The sequence below is a fragment of the Asaia siamensis genome, assembly GCF_014635085.1.
In the GTDB taxonomy this organism is placed as follows: Bacteria; Pseudomonadota; Alphaproteobacteria; order Acetobacterales; family Acetobacteraceae; genus Asaia; species Asaia siamensis.
This window is the reverse complement of record NZ_BMCH01000009.1, coordinates 80431-101388: the sequence shown is the minus strand read 5'-3', so window position 1 is coordinate 101388 and position 20958 is coordinate 80431. Positions and strand designations below refer to the sequence as shown.

Here is a 20958-nt window from a genome sequence, read left to right as displayed (position 1 = left end):
TTCATGCCACCTCACCTCGTCATTCTCGGTCAGGGCTATTCGGCAAGCGCCGTTTCGACGCTTCTGCGTGCACAAGGCTGGACTGTCACAGGCACGAAACGCGCCCCTGAGGCAGAATCGGGGCTGAAGGCCTTCGATGCTGTCGAAACCGAATTACTCAGCGCTACGCATCTTCTGGTCAGCGCCCCGCCGGGCGAGGCGGGTGACCCGGCCCTGCTCCGCTACGGCGCGATTCTTGAAGAAGCCCCCCATCTGCGCTGGATTGGCTATTATTCAACCACGGGCGTCTATGGCGACAGGCAGGGCGCCCGCGTTGACGAGAACACGTCGGTAGCCCCCGGTCAGACGCGCAGCGCGGCACGGGTCAAGGCGGAACAGGACTGGCAATCCCTTGCTACCAGACGCGGACTGGCCTGCGATATCATGCGCCTGGGCGGCATCTACGGCCCCGGTCGGTCTGCATTCGATACGCTCCGTTCCGGAAAGGCGCGCCTCATCGACGCGCCCGATCATTTCTTCAGCCGCATTCACAGGGATGACATTGCCGAGGCGACGCTTGCCGCCATCGAAACAGCCCAGGGCTGTCGTATTCTGAATTTTGTGGATGACACCCCCAGCCCGCAGGCAGCCGTCTTCGAAGAAGCCGCACGCCTCAGCGGTGCAGCGCTGCCGCCCAGACTGACGCTCGAGGCCGCATGGGAAGAGATGAGCCCCATGGCCAGAAGTTTCTGGGCAGAGCGCCGTCTGGTCGAAAGCGTTCTGACAAAGCAACGCCTCAACAGGGAGTGGCGCTATCCCAGCTATCGCGAAGGACTCGCTGCCATTTTCGACAGCGAAGAAAATCGCTCGGCAGAGTGACGGCAGAAAGCCCATTTCGTCAGCGGCGCGTGAAGAAACCTTCAATGTGGGCTGGTCGCCCCGATCACGGATACGCTAAGGCTTGTGACTTGTGCCAAGCCTCGGGGGCCATGATCATTTCACGTTCCATTTTCTCGCCCCTGCGCGCCCTGTGCCTCGTGATGCTGCCCTGCATGGTCTCTGGCTGCATCACCATCGGACCCTCACGTCTTTCCCATGATCAGCTCGATTATTCCCGCGCCCTTGGCGAGGCGGAAAAACATGCGATGCTGCTCAATATCATCCGTATCCGCTATGCTGACCCGCCAACCTTTCTCGATACAACGCAGGTCATTGCCGGTTATCAGTTCAACCGGTCGGTCAATGGCGGCTTCAACGCCTTTCCTTCCGGCGTAGGCAGCTATCTGTTCGGCGGCAGTACGGCGACACTCCAGGAAAGCCCGACTTTCACCTATCAGCCCGAGACAGGGCAGCAATATGCCGAGAACGTCATCCGGCCGATCTCTCCCGTGGTCATCATGCCGCTCAGCCTTGGCGGCCTGCCGATCGACACCCTGCTGCGCCTGACGGCACAATCGATCGACGGTCTGTCAAATGTCCGCGCCCTTGGCGCGGGCCCGACCGGCGGCGGATCGGTACGCTTCTATCTGCTGCTGCACGATCTGCGTCAGCTGCAGATCCAGGGCGCCATGACGATCCGCATCTCGACCGATGCCCCCAAACCCTCCGGCGATCAGCCCCCCTCCGGCTCGGCAAACAAGCCCTCGGGTTCACAGCCTGAACACGCCTATCTTGTTCTGACGGCGACGTCAGACCCCGCGCTGACCACCATCCAGATGGAAGTGCGCCGCCTGCTGCATCTCGACGCGCATGCCGAGGAAGCCGAAATCGTTTACGGGCCCTATCCCAAGGTGCCCGGACAGATTGCCATCCTGACGCGTTCAATGTTCGCCATGCTGTCTCAGATCGCCTATGAAATGGAGGTGCCTGAAGACGATGTGAAAGAAGGCCGCACCCTGCCGACGATCAGTCCTGTCGGCATCGAGACGCGTCCCGATGTCGTGATTCATTCGGGCAAGACAGCCCCTGAGCATAATTACGACGCCGTCCATTATCGCGGGCGCTGGTACTGGATCAGCGATGACGATTTCCGCAGCAAACTCAGCTTCACCATGATGCAGATCCTGGCCGCCCTCGCCGCCACCAGTCATTCGCCCGGCGCCGTCATCACCATTCCGGCGGGTTGAACAGAAGCTGCAACGGCGCAGCGCGTATCGTAAGCGCCCAGTTCACCTAAGATCGGGTCCAGCCCCCACCCAAGGCCCGATACAGCCGCGCCATCGATACCGCCACCTCGGCCCGCGCATCCGAAAGCGCACTCCGGCTTTCGAGCAGTCCGTTCTGCGTAGTCAAGACGTTGAGAAAATCTCCCGCCCCCTGAGCATATTGCAGCTGCGCTACCTGAACGGCCGTCTCACTTTCGGTAACCGCTTCGCTCAATCGGTCGTGGCGCTCCTGTGCAGTGCCCAGATCCGCCATCGCATCATCAACTTCCTCCCAGGCATGAAGAACCGTTCGCTGAAGCGCGATCGCTGCCTCCTTCTCCTGCAGACGCCGCAAGGCGAGCTGTCCGGCCAGTTTCCCGCCCTCGAACAGCGGGATGGTCACTGTCGGGCCAAAACCGTATTGGCGCGACGCCCAAGAGCCAAGACCGCTGAACTGCAGCGCCTGAACATCCAGACTGCCCGATAGGGTGATGCGCGGGAAAAAATCGGCCATGGCCACGCCGATCGTTGCCGTCGCCGCATGCAAACGCTCCTGGGCGGCGCGTATATCCGGCCGTCTTTCGGCAAGCTGCGAAGGTAATCCTACCGGAATGGACGCCGGGAGCGGAGGAATGCTCCCATGGCCTGCAAGGCGCTGTGACAGGGCGCCCGGTTCGCGTGCCATCAGAAACGCCAGGGCATTGAGGAGATGCACCTCTTCGCGATGGAGCTGGGGCAGACGCGCCTCGAACCCGTGAAGCTGCCCACGCGCATAGGCGAGGTCGAGTTTTGTTGCCGTGCCCTGCGTCACGCGCAGAACAGTCAACTCGACACTATGATGGGCGATGTCGAGGCTTTGGTGCGTGATCTCGGTTTGCGCCTGCACATTGCGCAAGGCGATGTAATCCTGCGCGGTCTCGGCCATGAGCGAAACCAGCGTGTCACGCTGCATCTCCTGCATCGCTTTCATCGAGGCTGTTGCGGCTTCGACCTGACGGCGCACATGTCCCCACAGATCGACCTCCCAGGACGCACTGAGCCCATACTGGGGCAGGTTGAAGGCAGGATTTCCCTTCGGCCCGGCTGCGGCAGCGGGACCGAACCCCTGCGTTCCATCCGCTATCTGCGCCGGGTCACGGTCCGCTTCAGTGCCGAGCAGGCTCAGGATACCGTTCGTGCTGGCGCGTTCGCGGGCATAAGAGGCAGCGCCCTGCGCATGGGGCAGACGCGCTGCAGCCGCGATCCTGCGTTCGGCGCGGCTCTGTTCGAAATGGAGGGCCGCTTCCTTCAGGTCGAGATTGGCCGTCAGCACATCCTGTTCCAGCGCCGTCAAAACCGGGTCCTGATAGAGTTTCCACCATTGCGCCTCGACAGGCGCGGTTTCATCCGGATGGCTTTTCCGAGGCGTCACGCTCTCATGCCAGTGAGGCGACACCGCAGGGTCGTGCTTCTGGAAATCAGGCCCAACAGAACATCCGCCAAGGATCACAGGAAGGATCAGCCCAGCCGTGCGGGACAGGTGTTTCATACCCCTCACTCCCACACAAAGCGCGCGTCGGCGGCATGAGCGCCATCACGAGACGAGCCAGTATCGATCATGGCCTCGACAGACATGCCGACGCGTACACGCCGTGCCAGAGGCTGCCCGCCGTCAAAGACCAGCTTCACCGGCATCCGCTGCACCACCTTTGTGAAGTTTCCGGTCGCATTATCCGGCTGGATAAGCGCGAAGGCGACATTCGTCGCTGGCGCGACACTATCGACACGGGCATGGAGAACCTCACCCGGGAAACTGTCGACCCGTATCTCGGCTTTCTGGCCGGTCTGCACATGGGCCATCTGCGTTTCCTGGAAATTGGCGATCACATAGGCCTCGCGAACGGGCACGACAGCCAGAAGCCCTGTTCCGGGGTGGACATACATCCCGACACGAACGTCACGCGCTCCGACCACCCCGTCGACAGGGGCAGTAATGGTGCAATAGGTCAGGTTGAGCTCGGCTTGACGTACAAGGCTTTTCGTCTGGGTCAGCACACCTTGCGCACGCTCACTCTCTGCGGCGAGCACAGCAAGCCCGGCGCGATCGGCGTTCAGGGTTGCCTTGTCGCGAGCAAGCCGCGCAACCGCCTCGCGCTGACGATCCTCGGCCGCCTGCTGCTGCTCGATCGTACTGGCACCTCCGGCCGAAAGAGCGCGATAGCGTGCTGCATTCTGTCGAGCGAAGAGCAGGGCAGCCTCATCCGCCTCGATTGTCGAGAGAGCCGCGTCGATCGTGGCTGACTGACGCTGCTGCGCAGCTGCGAGATTGGCGATATCGGCTTCGGCTGCGCGGTTCTTTCCCTGAGCCGTATCCAGCGCCGTGCGATAATCGTCATCTTCTATATGTGCCAGCAGATCGCCCGCATGCACTTTCTGGTTGTCTGCAACAGGCACCCGGTCAATTCGCCCCGCGACCTTGGGTGCCACACGCGTGAAATCTGCGGTGATATAGGCATCATTGGTCGATTGATGACGACCATCACCGATAAAGAAACGATCAGCGCTCCAGGCCAGACCGGTCAGAACGAGCGCGGTGCATCCCGCAAGCAGAAGCGGTTTCTTGTAAGCCATCTGAATAATTCCGTTACTGTGCTGCGAGAGAAGAGGGCACGGCCTGCGGCGAAGGCGGCGCAGGCAAGGGGGAGCCACGATCGGCTGGTGCCTTGCCGGGGGGATAGACGCGCCCGGGGAGAATGGCCGTCAGCACGACGAAGGCGGCGCAGATCACGACCACGACAAGCAGGATATCGACCAGAGCAAGCACCAGAGCCTGGCCAGACAGCATTTCGTGCAGGCGACCGGCCATATCGGCGCCGTAAGGGTCATGAGCCATGCCGGGATGATCCAGCAGCATGGTCGAATGATATTGTTCGCGACGGCGCAGCAGAGTCGAGAACAAGGCGAATGCCAGTGCATTGGCCATACCCTTGAGCATATTGACCATGCCCGAAATGAACGGCCCGTCGCTCGGCCCGAGTGCGAGCGTGGCCAGCATCAGCACCGGAATGACCACCATGGGCTGACCGAAGATCTGAAGAGCCTGGATGAGATAGAAATTGTCGCGCACCCATTCGGATGTCAGACCCAGCCCGAGCCAGGCAGACAGCCCCAGAAGGGTCATGCCGATCCCGAGCACCCATCGACAGTCGACCCGACGCATGTTGCACAGCGCCGCAACCAGAGGCAGCACGACAAGCTGGGGCAAAGCGACGGTCAAGGCGACGGGAGCCGCCTGAACAGGGCGGTACCCCTTGATCTCTTCCAGAAACGTCGTCGTGACCTCATTCATCAGGGCGCAGACGATCAGCACCGCCACGAGTGCCAGCAGAGACATCGTGATATTGCGGCTCTTCCAGTATTGCAGACGAAAGAACGGACTGTGGTGATGCCATTCATGGATCAGAAACCCGAGAAAGAGGGCCCCGCCCCAAAACGTCAGATGGGTGATGAGAGGCGACCGAAACCAGTCGAGCCGGTCACCCTGATAAAGAACCGTCACGATGCAGAGGATTGAAGGCGCACCGATCAGAAATCCCCGCCAGTTGAAGCCACGAAAACGCGAGAGCTGAACCGGGTCCTGCGGCAGCCCCCATGCGATCATGACAAGCGCGAGTGCGCCGAGCGGCAATACCTCCCAGTAGAGCCAGTGCCAGCCAAGGCGTTCGAAAAGCAGGGCTTCGAAAGGTATGCCGAGATTGGGGCCAAAGGTCGCGCTCATCGCGTAACCGCCTATGCCGAAAACCTTGAGCGGCGGTGGGAGATATTTCAGCATGACCGTCATGAGAATGGGCGGCAGACAACCGGCGCTCAGCCCCTGCATGGCGCGCAGGATGCCGATCGAGACCATATCGGTCATGAAGGGAAGTGGAAGCGACAGCAAAGCCAGTGCCGCCGTCATGAACAGGGCAAATCGATAGATCGAAAAGGTCATGTAGAACCAGGGCGTGAAGGCCATCGCCGCAATGTTGCAGGCCTCATAGACCGAGATGAACCAGGTTCCTTCATCGTGACCCAGATGCATGGCCCCGCGCAGATCGGACAGACCCAGCTCCGTCACATGTTCATTGAATCCCGCGACATGCACAGCCAGCAGCATGCCCAGACATCCGGTGATTGTCCGAAGCCCGAACGGGGGTATGGCGGCAGGAGGTGGCGAGGTCTTTGCCTCCTGCCCTGTGGGTGCGCTCATGCGGGGGTATCCTTTCCGCATGGTCTCTAGCGTCGCCCTGCCGTGCCAATAACCCGCAATCCAGGTAAAAAACCCTTCCACCTGGCGTAAGGGTGCGGCAGATCTCTTGCATTCCGTGCAGCACATCCGGAGCCACACCTCATGACCAGAAATCTGCCTGCCAAACGTGGCTACTCGCTCGATCATCTCCGATGGCTTCAGGTTCTGCTTGAAGAAGAAAGCGTCACGCGTGCCGCGAAAAGGCTCAAGGTGAGCGAGGCTGCCACAAGTCGCCACCTTGCATCCTTGCGAACGCTTTTTGGCGACCCCTTGCTGGTCCTCTCGGGAAGGCAACTCGTCCCGACGCCTTTCGCTACTGATCTGCTGGGAAGGGTACAGACGGTTCTGGCTGAGGCGGAAGCACTTGTCAGCGCGCGCGCCCATCTAGATCTGTCACAGATTGCACCGCATTTCACGATCCGCGCGCGTGACCTCTTTATCGGGGCTTTTGGCAGCGCCATTGCGCAGAAACTTCGGGAAGCCTCTCCACGCTGTCAGGTCGTTTTTTCACCAGAAACAGAAGATTCGATCGGCGATGCACTCAGACGCGGCACGATAGATCTGTATATCGGCGCCACCCAGGATCTGCTGCCCGAAATCAAGAAACAGACCTTGTTCCAGACACGGTTCGAGGCGGTTGTCCGTGCCGGGCACCCGATTCTCGATCAGGAAATCACCCCACAGACTCTGGTTGCCTATGATCACATCAGCACCTCTCGCAAGGGGCGTGCACATGGACCTATCGATACCGTTCTCGCCGAAAGATATGGTCTTGAGAGACGGATTGCGCTGGTCGTACCCAGTGACTACGCCATGATCGAAACCATGCGCGAAACCGACATGATCCTGCCCTTGCCGGAGATCATCATTCGTCGCCTCCCTCTTGAAGGTATCGGGGCAAAGGCCTTTGCCTTTCCTTTTCCGCTTCCGGATCTGGTCAGTTTTCAGGCCTGGCACCCACGACTCGATAATGACCCCGTCCATCGCTGGCTCCGTGAAACCATCCTCTCGACGGTGCAGTCAGTGGTCAAAGCCCTGCGTGATCGACAGGGGACATGAAGGAGGTGGCCATACGGCTCGTTCTGCGAACACGAACCAGAAACTTCTTGCGAATAACCTCCAGACGATATCCTGTGATCGACAAACTGAGCATCTCATCAAACGTATCAGAGTTTTCACCGATATGTGTTGCTCTGTTCTGTTCGCGTTCAGGATAGGCTGCACACCCTGTCTCAAGGAGGATTCATGACGTCTCGTTCCAGACCCAGGCGCATTGGCGACTGGGCAACACTGGGCCTCGCCATCCTGATCGTTATTTTCGGTCTCATCTTTGTCGGTGGTGGCGGCTATCTTCTGAGCCTTGGCGGTTCTCCCTATTACCTGATCTGCGGCATCGTTCTGCTGGCATCGGGGGGGCTCATGGCCATGGGCCGTCTGCTTGGCGCCTATCTCTTCCTTCTTGCCTGGGCGGCAACGCTCGTCTGGACCATCTATGAAGCTGGTTTCGACTGGTGGGGCTGGCTGCCGCGCCTTTTCGGCCCGACGCTCATCGCCATTCTGGTCGTGCTCAGCCTGCCGGTTCTGCGTCGTCAGGATACGGTTCGTCCAGTTTCCCGTGGAGCCGTCTGATGCGTAAACCAGCCCTTCTGACCGCCACCATTCTGGGCGGCATGATTTCCGCCTCAATGGCTTTCGCGCAGATTCCGCCGTCCAACAGCACACCCGGCGAAGAAACGACTACTGCGGCCACGGCGCATAATGCCGGCGCAGGGCGCTTCGGTGGGCCGGCGCCCTCGGCCCCGCAGGCCCCCGGCGTCAATGCCGCCAATCTGCCCGACATCTCTGAGATCGGCATCAACGAGGTTCCGGCCGCTGTGCCGCAGATCGACGCGACACCTGCCCGCGAAGACTGGCCAGCCTACGGACGCGATTCCAGCCAGAACCGCTACTCGCCGCTCGACCAGCTGACACCCGAAAACGTTGGTCAGCTCAAGCGCGCCTTCGTCTATCATACGGGCAGCAAGCCCGGTCCGGGTCAGGCCAATAAATGGGCCGCCGAGACGACGCCGATCAAGGTAGGCAACTCGCTCTACATGTGTTCGGCCATGAACGACATGATGCGCATCGACGCTGCCACCGGCAAGGAAATCTGGCGTCATGATGCGGGTGTGAAATACCACTCCATTCCCTACACGGCTGCCTGCAAGGGCGTGACCTACTACACCTCCTCGACCGTTCCCGAGGGTCAGGCCTGCCATACGCGCATCATGGAAGCCACGCTCGACATGCGGCTGATCCAGGTCGATGCCGAAACCGGCAAGCCTTGCGAGGGCTTCGGTTTTGGCGGCCAGGTGAACCTGATGCAGGGCATGGGTGAGTCCGTACCGGGCTTCGTCTCCATGACGACCCCGCCTCCGGTCATCAACGGGATCGTCGTGGTCAATCATGAAGTCCTCGACGGTCAGCGTCGCTGGGCACCGTCCGGCGTGATCCGTGGCTATGACGCAGAAAGCGGCAAATTCGTATGGGCCTGGGACGTCAATAATCCCGACGATCATCACCAGCCCGAACCGGGCAAGTTCTACAGCCGCGGTACGCCCAACTCCTGGGCCGCCATGACCGGTGATAACGAACTGGGTCTGGTATACGTGCCAACAGGCAACTCGGCCGCCGACTATTACAGCGCCATGCGCACGGACAAGGAGAACGCCGTTTCCTCCTCGATCGTCGCGATTGACGTCAAGACAGGTGAGCCGCGCTGGGTCTTCCAGACAGCGCACAAGGATGTCTGGGATTATGACATCGGCTCGCAGGCCACCAAGTTCGACTATCACCACGAAGACGGCACGGTCACCCCGGCCCTGCTGGTGCCCACCAAGCGTGGACAGACCTTCGTGCTCGACCGCGCCACAGGCAAGCCGCTGCCGGAATTCCCGGTGGTCGAAAAGCCGGCTCCTGCCAGCACGATGTCTGACGACCCGCGCAGCCCGACCCAGCCCTGGTCGACCGCTTTCCCGCGTCTTGCCTTCCCTGATCTGAAGGAAAGCGACATGTGGGGCATGTCGCCCATCGACCAGCTCTATTGCCGCATCATGTTCCGCAAGGCGCGTTATGTGGGTGAGTTCACCCCGCCTGCCCTCGACAAGCCGAATATCGAATATCCCGGCTATAACGGCGGCAGTGACTGGGGCAGCATGGCCTATGACCCGGAATCGGGCATCGTCATCGCCAACTGGAACTCGACGCCGATGTATGACCAGCTCATCACCCGCAAGAAGGCGGATGCGCTGGGCCTCAAGCCGATCGACAACCCCAGCTACAACCCGGCTGGCGGCGGTGCAGAAGGCAACGGCGCTCAGGCCGACACGCCTTATGGCATCGTCGTGACCCCGTTCTGGAATCACTATACGGGCATGATGTGCAACAAGCCGCCTTACGGCATGATCGAAGCGATCGACATCAAGACCAAGAAGGTTCTGTGGTCACGTCCGCTCGGCACGGCACGCGCCAATGGTCCGTGGAACATGCCAACAGGTCTGCCGCTCAATATCGGCACACCCAATAATGGCGGTTCGGTCGTTACCAAGGGCGGTCTCGTTTTCGTCGCGGCAGCGACCGACAACCAGATCCGTGCCATCGATATCCGCACAGGCAAGGATGTCTGGTCTGACGTTCTGCCCGGCGGTGGCCAGGCCAACCCGATGACCTACGAAGTCAACGGCAAGCAGTACGTCGCCATCATGGCAGGCGGTCACCACTTCATGATGACCCCCGTGTCTGACCAGCTCGTGGTCTATGCTCTGCCTGATACGGCAGACCAGAAGCACTGAACCGCCAGGGGTCTTCCCCTTTGACGGTGCATATCGAAAAGGGTCGGGGGTTTTCCCCGGCCCTTTTTTGATGGCGTCCTCCCGTTTCCTCTCCCTGCGGCGCGCGCTTCATGCTACCGCCAGACCATGTCGCGTCTCTGCCCTCATATCCTTCAGGTTCTTCCGGCCCTCGGCACGGGAGGTATCGAGCAGGGCACCCTAGAGATGGCCGAGGCAATCATCGCCGCAGGAGGGCGGGCGCTGGTGGCAGGCGCCACAGGACCGCTCGTGCCGAAGCTGCTCTCCATCGGCGCCCGTCATATCGATCTGCCGCTCGGGCGGAAATCACCCTTTGCCATCTGGCGTCATGCAAAGGTGCTCGCCCAGCTCATCAGGGACGAACGCATCGATCTGGTCCATGCGCGTTCCCGTGCACCGGCATGGGCGGCGTGGCATGCCACACGGCGCACGGGCACCCCGCTCGTCACGACATGGCATGGTGTTCACAAGGCAGGCTTCCCCGGCAAGAAACGCTATAACGCCGTTCTGGCGCGCGGCAGACGTGTCATTGCCATCAGCACCTACATCGCTACCCGCCTGAGAGAGGAATATGGCGTGGGCGATGACCGGCTGCGCCTGATTCCACGCGGGGCCGACATGACCCGCTTCGACCCCGATATCGTCAATGGTGCACGGATTCAGGCTCTTGCAGAAAAATGGCAGGTGCCGCCGGGTACGCCGGTCATCATGCTTCCCGGTCGTCTGACACGATGGAAGGGGCAGCTTCTCCTGCTCAGGGCCATGGTTCATCTTCAGACGCAGCTTCCGGGACCTTGGCTCTGCGTTCTGGTTGGCCCGGCCGACCCCAAGGACAGCTATGTGCAGGAGGTCGAGGCCACCGCCATCCGGCTGGGCCTGCGCGAACGTCTGCGTTTTGCCGGGCTGTGTCAGGACATGCCCGCCGCTTATGCACTGGCCGATGTCGTTGCCGTACCGTCCCTGCGTCCCGAGCCTTTCGGGCGCGTAGTGATCGAGGCGCAGGCAATGGGGCGTCCCGTGGTGGTCTCGGCTCAGGGTGGTGCCATGGAGACGGTCATTCCCTTCCGCACCGGGCTTCTCGTGCCTCCTGACGATGCCACGGCACTGGCCGAGGCGCTGGCGCAGATCCTGACCCTGTCAGATGGCGCTCGCACCCTTCTGGCAGAGACCGCGCGCCATCACATTGCAGAAAACTACACCACCCGGCAGATGCAATCAGCCACACTCGCTGTCTATGATGAACTGCTCGGTGGCTGCCTGTCAGACCGCTTTCTGGGACTCACCTCATGACCACGCCGCCACGCACCACCCTGACCGAAAAGGCGCAAGCCGATCTGGAAAAGCGCCAGGCGCGTGAGGCCGCTGCCCTGCGTGCCAATCTGCTGCGTCGCAAGGCGCAGGTGCGCAATCGCGCGGTCAAGGCCCCCGAAGACCAGGAAGCACCGACAGGCCCCGGCCCGGCTTCATCCCCCTGAAAGGAACATGATCATGTCCAAGGTTCTTTATGCGACCATGCGCGCCCTGCCCGGCAAGCGCGAGGAAATTGCCCGACTGCTGACGTCTCTTGCCGATGACGTGCGCAACGAACCCGGCAATGAGCGTTTCGTCGTCTATACGCTCGAAGAAGATCCCGATTTCTTCCATGTCGAGGAAACCTATCGCGACGAAGACGCCTTCAAGGCCCATATGGGCATGGAACATGGCAAAATCTTCAATAATGCCATCAAGACCCTGGTCGAGGGCGGCGGCTCGAAGGTTGTCTTCCTGACCCATATCGCCTGATCATCCCTGGCGGTTTGCAGAGCCGTGGCGCTGGCGCTAGACCTGCAAACCCCGTTCTCCTCACCGTACTGGAAATCGCGCCATGCCCATCATGCCAGATAGCTGGATCCGTCAAATGGCCCAGGAAAAGGGCATGATCGAACCCTTCGTCGAGGCCCAGAAACGCGAAGGTGTCATTTCCTACGGCCTGTCTTCCTATGGCTATGACGCCCGCGTTGGCGAAGACTTCAAGATCTTCACCGATGTCGATAATGCCGTAGTCGACCCCAAGCAGTTCGCTGCCAACAGCTTCGTCACCCGCACAGGCGACATCACCATCCCGCCCAACAGCTTCGCTCTGGCTCATACGGTTGAATATTTCCGTATCCCGCGCGACGTCCTCGTGGTCTGCCTCGGTAAATCCACCTATGCGCGTTGCGGCATCATCGTGAATGTCACCCCGCTCGAACCCGAATGGGAAGGCCAGGTCACGATCGAGATCAGCAACACCACCAAACTGCCTGCACGCATCTATGCCAATGAGGGCATCTGCCAGTTTCTGTTCTTCCAGGGCGCCTCTCCCTGCGAGACCAGCTATGCCGACCGCGCCGGCAAATACATGAAGCAACTTGGCGTCACGACACCACGCCTCTGAAACCTGGTTGGCAGAGGGCCTTGCCCCTCTGCCTCTCCAAAAAGGCGCTGCCCCTTTTTCATTCCCTTGAGGAGTAAAGGAGCGACGGCGCGTTTGCTGGAGAGCGGGGGAGCGCGCACCCCCATTCGTCTGACAACGAACCCCCTTCCCAACGCCAAAGATGATTTTGAGAAGCATTCTCAATGACTTGCCGGAAGAGGTGCATTGGCAACTTTCGCCACTCCGGGCATGTTAGAGGCGTCATCACGGTTTTGGGAACGTACCATGAGCCAGACTTCTCTGCCCCCCGCCATCGACCCGGATTATCTGGCGCTGCTGGATTCCGATCGTATCTCGGGCCGCACCCGTCAGGTCATGGAGGAACGCGCCCAGACCAGCGACGCAGGCTACAAGCCGCGTCATCTCTCACAAATCGCCTATGACGTGCTCGGCGCCCTGTCGGCGCGCGTCCTTCCCCAGGCCGCCATCCTTCCGGATGCCACCATCAATATCGCTGCACGCATCGATTCAAGACTTGGATCGGCCGGAGATGGCTGGCGTTTTGCTTCCCTGCCACCAGATATAGAGGCCTATGAACTGGCACTGACCGGGATCGATACCGCAGCCAGGCAGCGTCATGGTGCCGGTTTCACCGGGCTCGACGCCGAATTGCAGGACAGTCTCGTCCACACGATGGCAGAAGGCGCCCTCAGCACGGAATCGCTCGATGCGACCCAGATGCGCGCCTGGTTTGCGGATCTGCGTGCGGATTGCGTGCAGATCTTCATCAGTCACCCGGCCGTCCAGGCGCAGCTCGGCATTGATGCCGTTTTCAATGGCGGCGATGGCGTATTCCAAGGCTTCTCCGCAATGGGAGAAGGCGTGAGCGAAGCGTGGGAACCCGAAGTCAAGGAGCGCGCCCGATGAACAGACGCCGCTTTGACGATCATGACGTGGTCGATGTCGTTGTTGTGGGAACAGGCGCCGGTGGCGCCCCACTTCTGGCCGAACTCGCCCGGTCCGGGCTGAAGGTGGTGGCGCTCGAGGCAGGCCCGCGCTTCGATCCGCGTCAGCACACGCCCGATGAGGCGACGGCCTCTGAAATCTACTGGCTGGAGGAACGCCTGTCTGGCGGAGCCAACCCGATGGCATTTGGCGGCAATAACAGCGGCACAGGCGTTGGCGGGTCGATGCTCCATTTCGGTGCCTTCATGCCGCGCATCGACGCGCGTGACATGCGCCTGCATACCGAAACAGGAAAAGGCGTGGACTGGCCTTTCGGTTATGAAACGCTGCTTCCCTATATCGAGCGTGTTGAACGTGAAATCGGAGTTTCCGGCCCCGAAAACTACCCGTGGGACCCCGAACGCCGCTATGCCTACCCGCCGCCGCAGCGCAATGGTGCCGCGCAGGCCATGGCCCGGGGGTGCAACGCGCTTGGTATTCGCAACGCCGATGGTCCGACCGCCCTCATCACCCGTGACTGGGGCAATCGCAAAGCCTGTGTCGGCTGTGGTGCCTGTCATCAGGGCTGCCGCAACGGCGCAAAATCCGGCACCGACGTTACCTATCTGCCGCTGGCCGTTTCTGCCGGGGCCGAAATCCGGCCGAACTGCTTCGTCCATGGTATCGAACGCGACAGCGCAGGTCGTGTGACAACGGTCGTCTATCGTGAGAACGGCGAAGACCGCAAGCAGCGCTGCGCTGCGCTCGTTCTTGCTGCCGGCGCGGTCGAAACAGCGCGTCTGCTGCTTCATACCGGGCTCGCCAACCGCAGCGGCCAGGTCGGGCGCAACTATATGGCGCATATCTCGACGCAGGTCTGGGGACGGTTCGACGAGGTCATCCGTCCCAACAAGGGCTATCCGTCGCTCACCATCACAGAAGACATGATGCGCCCCAAGGATGCCGATTTCGCAGGCGGCTATCTCATCCAGTCACTTGGCATGATGCCTCTGACATGGGCCACGGGCGTGGCACGAGGGCGTGGTCTCTGGGGCGAGGCCCTGACCAATTATCTGCGCGGCTATAACTATATGGCCGGGCTCGGTGCTCATGGCGACTGCCTGCCGAATGACAATAATCTTGTCACGCTGTCAGACGAGATCGGTCGTGCCGGTGTGCCCAAGCCAAAAATCACCTTCAGCTATGGCCCCAACGAACAGGCCATGCACGAGCATATGGCCCGCACCATGACCGCCATCTGGGAAGCAGCCGGGGCGAGGGATATCTGGGCCATGGACCGTGCCGCCCATATGATCGGCACCTGTCGTATGGGCACCGACCCTGATGACTCGGTCGTCGATCCGTTTGGTCGCAGCCACGATATCGATAATCTCTGGATCAGCGATCACTCGATCTTCCCGAGTGCTACGGCGGCCAATCCGGCACTGGCGATCATGGCTCTGAGCCTGCGCACGGCCCAAGCCATCAAGGCGAAATAAGGGGTTTCCGGAGGACGATGGCCCTCTGGCAGGGTATAGGGCCATCGCTTCCTTTTGAGCCTCGCGGGGCGCTGCCCCGCCCCTCGGAAAGGGGCGCGCCCCTTTCATCCCCTCTTTCGGAAAGCTCTTTCTTCTGATCAGAGAGACGGTCGAGCTTGGTTATTCGCTGATGCGCTCGATATCGGCGCCCACGGCGGAGAGCTTGCGATCAACGGCTTCATAGCCACGGTCGAGATGATAGATGCGGCTTAGTGTGGTCTCACCCTGCGCACCGAGACCCGCAATGATCAGCGAGAAAGATGCACGCAGGTCGGTTGCCATCACCGGCGCACCCGAGAGATGATCGACGCCACGGATAATGGCGGAAGAGCCATGCACATTGATGCGCGCGCCCATACGATTCAGCTCAGGCACATGCATGAAGCGGTTTTCGAAAATCGTCTCCGTCACCATTGAGGCGCCCTCCGCAACGGCAAGCATGGCCATAAACTGGGCCTGCATATCGGTCGGGAAGCCCGGATAGGGCTCGGTCATAATATCGACCCCCTTGAGCGGGCCATTACGACGCACACGAATGGCGTTTTCTTCCTCGAGCACTTCGACGCCCGCTTCCTCAAGCGTGCGCACCACGGCACCGAGATCGCGAACGCGGCCACCGATCAGGCGCAGATCACCGCCCGTGATACCCGCTGCGCAGGCATAGGTGCCGCATTCGATACGGTCGGCCATGATGGCGTGTTCGGCACCGGTCAGCGCCTCGACGCCATCGATCACCAGCGTACCGGTACCAGCACCAGCGATACGCGCGCCCATGCGGTTGAGGCACTCGACCAGATCGCTGATTTCCGGTTCGCGCGCGGCATTGACGATCTCCGTGCGCCCCTTGGCCAGCGTCGCCGCCATCAACAGGTTCTCGGTAGCCCCGACAGACGCGAAAGGCAGAAGGATGCGATCGCCCACCAGACCGCCAGGGGCACTGGCATTGATATAGCCGTTTTCGAGACGAATCTTGGCGCCGAGGGTTTCGAGGCCCTTCAGATGCAGATCGACCGGACGTGTGCCGATGGCACAGCCACCCGGCAGCGACACACGCGCCTCATGCGCACGCGCCAGAAGCGGGCCAAGCACCAGAATCGAGGCGCGCATTTTCGACACGATATCGTAAGGCGCTTCGACGGATGTGATAGGGCCACCGATCGACAGTGTGCGCCCTTCTGCATCCACCGGCTCAACCGCAATACCGTGCTGGCGCAAAAGCGTCTGCATGGTCTCGATATCGGCAATTTTCGGTACGTTGGAGAGAATGAGGCGTTCAGAGGTGAGAAGCCCCGCGACCATGAGCTTGAGACCGGCGTTCTTGGCGCCACCGATCACGATCTCGCCTTCAAGACGCCTGCCGCCACGTATAATGAAACGGTCCATGATCTGTCGCTCCTGAAGGATGAGGCTCTAACGGGAAAGTGTCTTCTCTCCCCCTTCATCATGGCGGCGTCAAGGCATCAATTGGGCAGGCGTCGCCTGGCTCGCAACTCAGCCACCACGGGCCAGAACTTCAAGCGCTGGCAGGTTGAGCAGGGTGATCTGCGTGACCTGGCTGATCGCTATCAGCTTTTCGCGCTGAAGCGCATTGAGCGTGCGGCTGACCGTCTCGATGGTCAGACCGAGATAATCGGCAATACCAGTACGACTCATCGGCAGATGAATGACGATTTCACGGGTGGGCGAGCGTTGATGCTGCTCCAAAAGAAAGCTGGCCAGACGCTCGCGTGCCGTCTTGCGCCCGAGCAGCATCATGCTTTTCTGCGCCTGAACCAGCTCACGCGAGGCTTCTTCCATCAGACGGTTCTCGAGATCGGGAAACTCGCGCCGCAGGAGAGCGAGGCCCGAACGGGAGAAGCGACAGAGCGAGAGCGAGCCCAGAGCTTCTGCGCTGAACGCATAGGTTGCGCCGCTGGCCAGCCCGAGAAAGTCACCCGCCTGAGCGAAGCCCATGATCTGACGCCGACCATCGGGCATCAGCGAGAAAAGCTTGGCGTGACCCGAGGTGACGATGAAGAAATCGCTCGCCGCTTCCCCTTCCTGAATGAACGTCTTGCCCGGCGAGACAGCAAGCCGATGAGAGTATTGAGCGAGTCGCGCCATGTGATCCGGATCGATCACGGAACAAATACTGCGTGATCGCGCTTCGCAATGGAGGCACTGCCCGCAACTGCCGCAAGATCCGAGCATGCTGATACTTTCCCTCGTCTGGGCATCCATGGCGAAAAACAGTCCTCTTTTTTATTCTTATTCTTGATTCGTTAACATTAAGTCATATACTGTTGCTAATTCCCCACGGTCATCAGCAACGTTGTCATGGCTTTGATATGGATCAAGGCGTCGCATCATAGCGCATGGTGAGTGAACGTCACTGTTTAATCACGGATGACGTCGATGAAGACCTCTTTCAAACTTTCAAGCGCTCTCCTGACCGGTTTCGTCGCTGCTGCTGTCGCAGCACCGGCCGCTCAGGCCCAGACGACCCCGGTCGTCAATACGCCGGTGACGACCAATATGGTTCTCGCCCCCCAGGCTCAGGCCATGGCTGCGCCCCATTCGTCGAGCGACGATTGTGGCCTGTTCAAGACCTGCTCCACCACCAAGATCGGTCTGGGCAAGGGCGACTTCATCGTCCGTCTGTCGGCTCTGGGCGTCATCCCGCAGGATCGTGACAGCAAGCTCTGGCTGAACGGTGCCGCCATTCCCGGCCGCGTCAAGACCACCAGCCAGGTCATGCCGGAACTCACCTTCGAGTATTTCTTTACCGATAACATCTCGATCGACCTGATCGCTGCCAGCACCCGCCACGAAGTGGCTGCCAAGGGCACGCCGCTCGGCAACATCGATGTCGGCAGTGCCTGGGCGCTTCCCCCCACCATCACGCTGGCCTGGCATTTCCGCCCTCACAAGCGCTTCAACCCCTATGTTGGCGTGGGCGCAACGCTTGCCTGGTTCCACAACGTGTCGCCCGCTGGCGGCCTGGTGCAGAAGCTCAATGTCGGCGTGACGGGTGGCCCGTCGGTCAATGTCGGTTTCGACTACCAGCTGGTCGGCAACTGGTTCTTCAACGTCGATGCCAAGCAGATGTTCATGCGCATGCATGCCTGGGCCAACGACCGTGGGTCGGGCGCCTTCATCAAGGCTCATGACTCGCTTGACCCGACGGTTGTCGGCGCCGGTATCGAATACCGCTTCTGATTTCTCCTCCCCGGGAACATTGGAATGGAAGAGGCTACCCGTCAGACGGGTGGCCTTTTTTTTGCGCGAAATTGCCGCCAGGCCCTGTAACAGGCCTGTCATACCCAAATCACCGAAGCTTCACACACCGTAACGAACTCTCCGAATAGGGTGCGCCGCGTTCGAGCCCGCCTTAAAGGAAAGTTTACTGATGAAGCTTCGCAAGCAGCGCCATGCCCTTACGCTGTCTCTCTTCTGCTCTCCCCTCGCTTTGCTGAGCGCAACCGCTCATGCCGCAGAAGCGAAGCTTCCCGTTCATCAGAATACGGCACCGGCCTCGCAGGTCCACGCCCAGAATGCCTCGCGCAAGGCAAAGGCTCTGGTTTCTACCGCACCGGCGGAAGAGGTCATCGCGACCGCACGCCGCACCCGCTCGGAGCAGAGCGTCGGCCACACGCAGCTTCAGCGTATCCTGCCGGGTGTAAGCCCGCTCAAGGCGCTGCAGATCCTGCCCGGCGTCGTCTTCAACAATGCCGATCCCTGGGGCAATAACGAGCAGAATTCCTCGCTTTTCATCCATGGCTTCAACCAGAACCAGCTGGGCTATACGCTTGACGGCATTCCGCTGGGTGACCAGGCCTACGGAAACTATAACGGCCTCTCACCGCAGCGCGCCGTGATCAGCGAAAACGTGGGCAATGCCACAGTGGCGACCGGCTCTGGCGCCCTCGGCACGGCCTCAACCTCCAATCTGGGCGGCACATTGCTGTTCTCCTCGCTCGACCCGAAGCAGAAGATGGGCGGTCAACTCGATCAGACGTTCGGCAGCTTCTCGACCTTCCGCACCTTTGCCCGTTTCGATACCGGCAATTTCGGTAACGGCAACTCGGCCTATATCTCATGGGCCCGTCAGGATGCCCGCGCCTGGGATTTTGCCGGTCATCAGGGCGGCAATCAGGTCAATGCAAAATTCGTGCACAAGGGCAGCAAGGACAAGATCACCTATTTCTTTGACTGGTCCGACAAGGTCGAACCCAATGAAGACGGGATCGTGCTACCCAACGGCTATGGCACCTATGTGCGCCCCTTCACCTATCCCGATTTCACCTACGCCAAATCCTATCTGAACTCGGCTGCCTACAAGAATGCCGGGCTGAATTATCGCAATTACTACTCAGCCGCCCAGCGTGAGGATTTCCTGACCTATCTGGGCTGGCAGCATGATTTCAACGCCAATCTGCATTGGGACAACAAGCTCTATTACCATCACAACCTTGGTGAGGGTGTGGTGGCGGGGCCGATCACGGCTGCCGGTCTGCCCACGCTGTTCAGTGCCTATTTCCCGAACCAGAGTGCCAGCCAGCTCAGCAACGTGTTCGGCGGGTCGGGCTATGCCACCCGCACGACGGAATATTGGGATAACCGTGGCGGCCTGCTCACGACGCTGCGTTACAAGCTGGGCCATCACGACCTTGAGGTCGGGGGCTGGTACGAGCGCAACAACAACACCCAGGCCCGTCGCTGGTATCCGCTGGATGCCAATAATCCGACGACGCCTTATGATCGCCAGCAGGATGCGCTGATCAAGCAGTACACCAACTATTTCTATACCAACACCTTCGTCACACATCTGCAGGACAGCTGGAAAGTCACGAAGAACTTCACGCTCTCGGCAGGCTTCAAATCCGAGCTGGTCTACACCAACGGCACGCTGCCTGTGGCTGGCAAGCCAGGCTCACTCTCACCTGCCACCGCCGTGACCGTGCCTGGCGGCACGATTGCCGCGGCCAAGCCGTTCCTGCCTTCATTCGGTGCCTTGTGGAACATCACGCCGAACGAGCAGTGGTTCGCCAATATCCAGGAAAACATGCGCTCCTATCAGAGCGCCGGTTACGGCAATGCCACCCCCTGGGGTGCCACAAGCCAGGCCGCTTTCGAGGATTTCAAGAAGAACGGCAAGGTCGAGACCTCATGGACCTATGAGACCGGCCTGCGTACCCATCACCATGTCAATCTTGGGCCGCTGACCGATATCTCGGCACAGGCCGAATATTACCACGTGCATTTCTCGAACCGTCTGGTCGCCATTGCCACCACGCAGTCGCTGTCTTCCATCATCGGTTCGGCCACGACGCTCGCCAATGTGGGCTCTGTCACGACAGACGGTATGGATTTCTCCTTCACCGCGCAGTTCGGGCCGCATTTCTCGCTCTATAACGGGCTGAGCTATAACAAGTCGGTCTATAACGACAATTACAACTCCGGCACGTCCACCATCCGCATTGCAGGCCGCAATGTGGCCGGTCAGCCTGACTGGACCGAGAAATTCGTCGCCACCACCAACTGGGGCAATTTCTACGGCCAGTTTATCGGTGATGTCATGGGCAAGCGCTACACGACCTACACCAATGATCTCTGGGCCTCGCCGACCGCGCAGTTCAGCATGAATGCGGGCTACACCATTCATGGTATCCCCCATATTCCGGCCTTGCGCGTTCAGGGTAATATCACCAACCTGACCAACACCAAGGGATGGTCCACGGTCAATGTGAACCAGGTTTCAAACCAGTTCACCGCCTTCCCCATCGCGCCGCGCATGTATTTCTTGACCCTTAGCGCCACCTGGTAATCCGGTTCGGACCCAAGGCGACATAAAGCCGGGACC

At 60.4% G+C, this 20958-nt stretch carries 18 protein-coding genes; 13 read left to right on the top strand and 5 right to left on the bottom strand.

The features are described from left to right. Positions 1-3 precede the first annotated feature (3 nt). Together IEV53_RS14120 and IEV53_RS14115 are read left to right on the top strand one after the other, a co-directional pair. The gene (locus IEV53_RS14120) at positions 4-858 is read left to right on the top strand and encodes a Rossmann-fold NAD(P)-binding domain-containing protein (RefSeq protein WP_188427475.1); all 855 of its coding nucleotides are present in this window, start codon (positions 4-6) and stop codon (positions 856-858) included. Positions 859-968: 110 nt separating this feature from the next. Beyond that, positions 969-2105: a hypothetical protein gene (locus IEV53_RS14115; protein WP_229719912.1), complete on the top strand. Its 1137-nt coding sequence runs from the start codon at positions 969-971 to the stop codon at positions 2103-2105. Positions 2106-2151: 46 nt separating this feature from the next. On the opposite strand, the gene IEV53_RS14110 is transcribed toward IEV53_RS14115, so the two are convergent. The 3 genes from IEV53_RS14110 to IEV53_RS14100 are packed head-to-tail and all read right to left on the bottom strand — an operon-like array spanning position 2152 to position 6351. Continuing rightward, positions 2152-3651, bottom strand: a complete 1500-nt coding sequence (locus IEV53_RS14110) for an efflux transporter outer membrane subunit (RefSeq protein WP_188427474.1) — start codon at positions 3649-3651, stop codon at positions 2152-2154. A 5-nt stretch (positions 3652-3656) separates the two neighbouring features. Next, entirely contained in the window at positions 3657-4733 is a 1077-nt protein-coding gene (locus IEV53_RS14105; protein ID WP_188427473.1) for an HlyD family secretion protein, read from the bottom strand. A gap of 13 nt (positions 4734-4746) precedes the next feature. After that, positions 4747-6351 (bottom strand): MFS transporter, encoded by a 1605-nt coding sequence (locus tag IEV53_RS14100; RefSeq protein ID WP_195805470.1) that lies wholly within the window; start codon positions 6349-6351, stop codon positions 4747-4749. A gap of 141 nt (positions 6352-6492) precedes the next feature. Here IEV53_RS14100 and IEV53_RS14095 point away from each other — a divergent pair, with 141 nt between their 5' ends. From IEV53_RS14095 to IEV53_RS14055, 9 genes are all read left to right on the top strand, one after another. Next, on the top strand, positions 6493-7449 hold the full coding sequence (locus IEV53_RS14095) for a LysR family transcriptional regulator (protein WP_188427472.1): 957 nt from the start codon (positions 6493-6495) through the stop codon (positions 7447-7449). Between the two features lie 186 nt (positions 7450-7635). Next, a complete protein-coding gene (locus IEV53_RS14090) occupies positions 7636-8019 on the top strand; it encodes a glycerol dehydrogenase (RefSeq protein WP_188427471.1) in 384 nt (127 codons plus the stop codon). Beyond that, positions 8019-10220: a pyrroloquinoline quinone-dependent dehydrogenase gene (locus tag IEV53_RS14085; protein WP_188427470.1), complete on the top strand. Its 2202-nt coding sequence runs from the start codon at positions 8019-8021 to the stop codon at positions 10218-10220. Before IEV53_RS14090 ends, IEV53_RS14085 begins: the two co-directional genes overlap by 1 nt. Before the next feature lie 126 nt (positions 10221-10346). Next, positions 10347-11528, top strand: coding sequence for a glycosyltransferase family 4 protein (locus tag IEV53_RS14080; RefSeq protein WP_188427469.1), 1182 nt, complete (start codon positions 10347-10349; stop codon positions 11526-11528). Beyond that, on the top strand, positions 11525-11713 hold the full coding sequence (locus tag IEV53_RS14075; protein ID WP_188427468.1) for a hypothetical protein: 189 nt from the start codon (positions 11525-11527) through the stop codon (positions 11711-11713). Before IEV53_RS14080 ends, IEV53_RS14075 begins: the two co-directional genes overlap by 4 nt. 13 nt (positions 11714-11726) lie before the next feature. Next, entirely contained in the window at positions 11727-12020 is a 294-nt protein-coding gene (locus tag IEV53_RS14070) for a putative quinol monooxygenase (protein WP_188427467.1), read from the top strand. 82 nt (positions 12021-12102) lie between these two features. Continuing rightward, on the top strand, positions 12103-12654 hold the full coding sequence (gene dcd, locus IEV53_RS14065) for a dCTP deaminase (protein WP_025841649.1): 552 nt from the start codon (positions 12103-12105) through the stop codon (positions 12652-12654). 264 nt (positions 12655-12918) lie between these two features. Further along, a complete protein-coding gene (locus IEV53_RS14060) occupies positions 12919-13560 on the top strand; it encodes a gluconate 2-dehydrogenase subunit 3 family protein (RefSeq protein WP_188427466.1) in 642 nt (213 codons plus the stop codon). Next, positions 13557-15077, top strand: coding sequence for a GMC family oxidoreductase (locus IEV53_RS14055; RefSeq protein WP_188427465.1), 1521 nt, complete (start codon positions 13557-13559; stop codon positions 15075-15077). Before IEV53_RS14060 ends, IEV53_RS14055 begins: the two co-directional genes overlap by 4 nt. A gap of 159 nt (positions 15078-15236) precedes the next feature. Here IEV53_RS14055 and murA read toward each other — a convergent pair whose 3' ends face one another. After that, on the bottom strand, positions 15237-16499 hold the full coding sequence (murA, locus tag IEV53_RS14050) for a UDP-N-acetylglucosamine 1-carboxyvinyltransferase (RefSeq protein ID WP_188427464.1): 1263 nt from the start codon (positions 16497-16499) through the stop codon (positions 15237-15239). Between the two features lie 108 nt (positions 16500-16607). Next, positions 16608-17219, bottom strand: a complete 612-nt coding sequence (locus tag IEV53_RS14045) for a Crp/Fnr family transcriptional regulator (RefSeq protein WP_229719911.1) — start codon at positions 17217-17219, stop codon at positions 16608-16610. Positions 17220-17510: 291 nt separating this feature from the next. Here IEV53_RS14045 and IEV53_RS14040 point away from each other — a divergent pair, with 291 nt between their 5' ends. Both IEV53_RS14040 and IEV53_RS14035 read left to right on the top strand, forming a co-directional pair. Beyond that, on the top strand, positions 17511-18314 hold the full coding sequence (locus IEV53_RS14040) for an OmpW/AlkL family protein (protein ID WP_188427462.1): 804 nt from the start codon (positions 17511-17513) through the stop codon (positions 18312-18314). Between the two features lie 190 nt (positions 18315-18504). Beyond that, the gene (locus IEV53_RS14035) at positions 18505-20922 is read left to right on the top strand and encodes a TonB-dependent receptor (protein ID WP_188427461.1); all 2418 of its coding nucleotides are present in this window, start codon (positions 18505-18507) and stop codon (positions 20920-20922) included. Positions 20923-20958: the final 36 nt, after the last annotated feature.

Excerpts from the sequence above, each read along its gene's own strand:
- IEV53_RS14060 (WP_188427466.1), top strand. The coding sequence starts at position 12,919 with ATGAGCCAGACTTCTCTGCCCCCCGCCATCGACCCGGATTATCTGGCG.
- IEV53_RS14110 (WP_188427474.1), bottom strand. The coding sequence starts at position 3,651 with ATGAAACACCTGTCCCGCACGGCTGGGCTGATCCTTCCTGTGATCCTT.
- IEV53_RS14120 (WP_188427475.1), top strand. The coding sequence starts at position 4 with ATGCCACCTCACCTCGTCATTCTCGGTCAGGGCTATTCGGCAAGCGCC.
- IEV53_RS14055 (WP_188427465.1), top strand. The coding sequence starts at position 13,557 with ATGAACAGACGCCGCTTTGACGATCATGACGTGGTCGATGTCGTTGTT.
- IEV53_RS14105 (WP_188427473.1), bottom strand. The coding sequence starts at position 4,733 with ATGGCTTACAAGAAACCGCTTCTGCTTGCGGGATGCACCGCGCTCGTT.
- dcd (WP_025841649.1), top strand. The coding sequence starts at position 12,103 with ATGCCCATCATGCCAGATAGCTGGATCCGTCAAATGGCCCAGGAAAAG.
- IEV53_RS14035 (WP_188427461.1), top strand. The coding sequence starts at position 18,505 with ATGAAGCTTCGCAAGCAGCGCCATGCCCTTACGCTGTCTCTCTTCTGC.
- murA (WP_188427464.1), bottom strand. The coding sequence starts at position 16,499 with ATGGACCGTTTCATTATACGTGGCGGCAGGCGTCTTGAAGGCGAGATC.
- IEV53_RS14115 (WP_229719912.1), top strand. The coding sequence starts at position 969 with ATGATCATTTCACGTTCCATTTTCTCGCCCCTGCGCGCCCTGTGCCTC.
- IEV53_RS14085 (WP_188427470.1), top strand. The coding sequence starts at position 8,019 with ATGCGTAAACCAGCCCTTCTGACCGCCACCATTCTGGGCGGCATGATT.
- IEV53_RS14080 (WP_188427469.1), top strand. The coding sequence starts at position 10,347 with ATGTCGCGTCTCTGCCCTCATATCCTTCAGGTTCTTCCGGCCCTCGGC.
- IEV53_RS14090 (WP_188427471.1), top strand. The coding sequence starts at position 7,636 with ATGACGTCTCGTTCCAGACCCAGGCGCATTGGCGACTGGGCAACACTG.
- IEV53_RS14100 (WP_195805470.1), bottom strand. The coding sequence starts at position 6,351 with ATGAGCGCACCCACAGGGCAGGAGGCAAAGACCTCGCCACCTCCTGCC.
- IEV53_RS14040 (WP_188427462.1), top strand. The coding sequence starts at position 17,511 with ATGAAGACCTCTTTCAAACTTTCAAGCGCTCTCCTGACCGGTTTCGTC.
- IEV53_RS14045 (WP_229719911.1), bottom strand. The coding sequence starts at position 17,219 with ATGGCGCGACTCGCTCAATACTCTCATCGGCTTGCTGTCTCGCCGGGC.
- IEV53_RS14075 (WP_188427468.1), top strand. The coding sequence starts at position 11,525 with ATGACCACGCCGCCACGCACCACCCTGACCGAAAAGGCGCAAGCCGAT.
- IEV53_RS14095 (WP_188427472.1), top strand. The coding sequence starts at position 6,493 with ATGACCAGAAATCTGCCTGCCAAACGTGGCTACTCGCTCGATCATCTC.
- IEV53_RS14070 (WP_188427467.1), top strand. The coding sequence starts at position 11,727 with ATGTCCAAGGTTCTTTATGCGACCATGCGCGCCCTGCCCGGCAAGCGC.